Here is a 1,521-nt window from a genome sequence, read left to right as displayed (position 1 = left end):
TTTCGGGGGTCGTGGCGGCAGGATGACGAGCAGGGGTGGCGTGTCGTAGCGGATCCCGACTTGGCCGGGTTTCTTGTGTTTGTATCTGCTTCGTACTTTCTTGACCGTGCGTGGATAGCTACGTTCTCGTCGTTTCGGGTTGCGGTACTCGAGGATCTCATGGATCGTTTCGATGGTTGCGATAGCGAGTGTGCCGGGGGGAAAACGCCGCCTGGTCGGTGACCTGGCGGCGAACAGCCCGGAAGGACCGGATGAACGACAGTCGGTCCGTGTCGATATCGGCTTGTTCCGCGGCTTCGCGCATGAGATGACGGATGGCGTAGTGGGTGAGCAGCAACGCCCAGATCTCTTGCCGGACGGTCTCGGCGTGTTTGGATCGCAGCAGGACGGTGGAACCGCCGCGTTGGTGGGTTTCGATCTCGTCGAAGACAGATTCCTCTTCCCACCGTTCGTGATAGACGGCAGCGAGTTCAGCGGCGGACGCGTGAACGGGCTCCATGATCGTGGTGATGAGCCGAATGACTTCTTTCTTGCCGTCACGGTTGGGGATCTCGTACTCGATCACGCGAACCTCAAGGAGATCAACATCGAGACAGCGGGAGCTGCCGAGTCGAGAGTACTCACGATTCCTGCGTTTCTTCGCGGGATCGCCGATCAGAGAGAGATACGAGCCGTCCGGCAGCGTCTCCAACACCGGAAGGTCCAGACTGTCGGTGACCCGCCAGACCAGCTCGGCCGAGGCCTGAGCAGCGGCCTTCCACACGTCGTAGCTGTAGAGACCCGCGTCCGCGATGACCACCATGTCCCGCTGAAACGCCCACAGCAGATGCGGCACCTGAGCACGCTCCTGCACCCTCCAGGGATCGACCCGCGCGGCGACGATCGCGTGTGTCCCGCACTCAACCAGTCCCGCGACCCGAACCTGCGGAAAAGGTGACGGATTCTTACCGCCGCAGCGCCCGAACCCCGCTTCATTATCGTCCGTGTCATGAAGATTGAAAATGACACCATCGATGGCCATGATGCGCCACCCACGCAGCCAGGCGCCCGGAGTGCTCCGCAACGCCATCGGGCTCGCGACCCGCTCGAACAGCAACCGCAACGGCTCCTCACCAAGCTTCATCCGCGCCTTGGAAATCGCCCCAGTCGTGGGAATCTTCCATTCCTTCCGCCAGGACCCCACACATCGCAAACCATGCGCAAGCTTCCGCATGACCTCTTCATAACTCTCACCAAAAAACAGACACAAAGCCAGCACGTAATACACCACCACCCGGGCCGGCAACAACCGCACCCGTTTCTCACGCCGATCCGCCGCAGCAACGACCTCGTCCACCAGATCCCGATCCAGCAGACGCGTCAACACCCCAATACCAATCGCGTCGGTCAACCTCTCATGATCCGACACAAACGGCCGCAAATCACGCATCAAACCCACCACCGAACGCTACCCGTCCCGCGCTACGATGACCACAACACCCACCCCAGCACCACAGACCCCCCGCTAAGTAAGCGGCATTG

At 60.9% G+C, this 1,521-nt stretch carries 1 protein-coding gene; it reads right to left on the bottom strand.

What is annotated here, in order from left to right:
* Positions 1 to 157: 157 nt before the first annotated feature.
* Positions 158 to 1,429: an IS4 family transposase gene (locus BLA60_RS41785; RefSeq protein ID WP_075138642.1), complete on the bottom strand. Its 1,272-nt coding sequence runs from the start codon at positions 1,427 to 1,429 to the stop codon at positions 158 to 160.
* Positions 1,430 to 1,521 lie beyond the last annotated feature (92 nt).

This window comes from Actinophytocola xinjiangensis, from assembly GCF_001921215.1.
GTDB classification, from domain to species: domain Bacteria; phylum Actinomycetota; class Actinomycetes; order Mycobacteriales; family Pseudonocardiaceae; genus Actinophytocola; species Actinophytocola xinjiangensis.
Note: the sequence above shows the minus strand (reverse complement) of the source record. Positions and strands in the feature narration are given on the sequence as shown.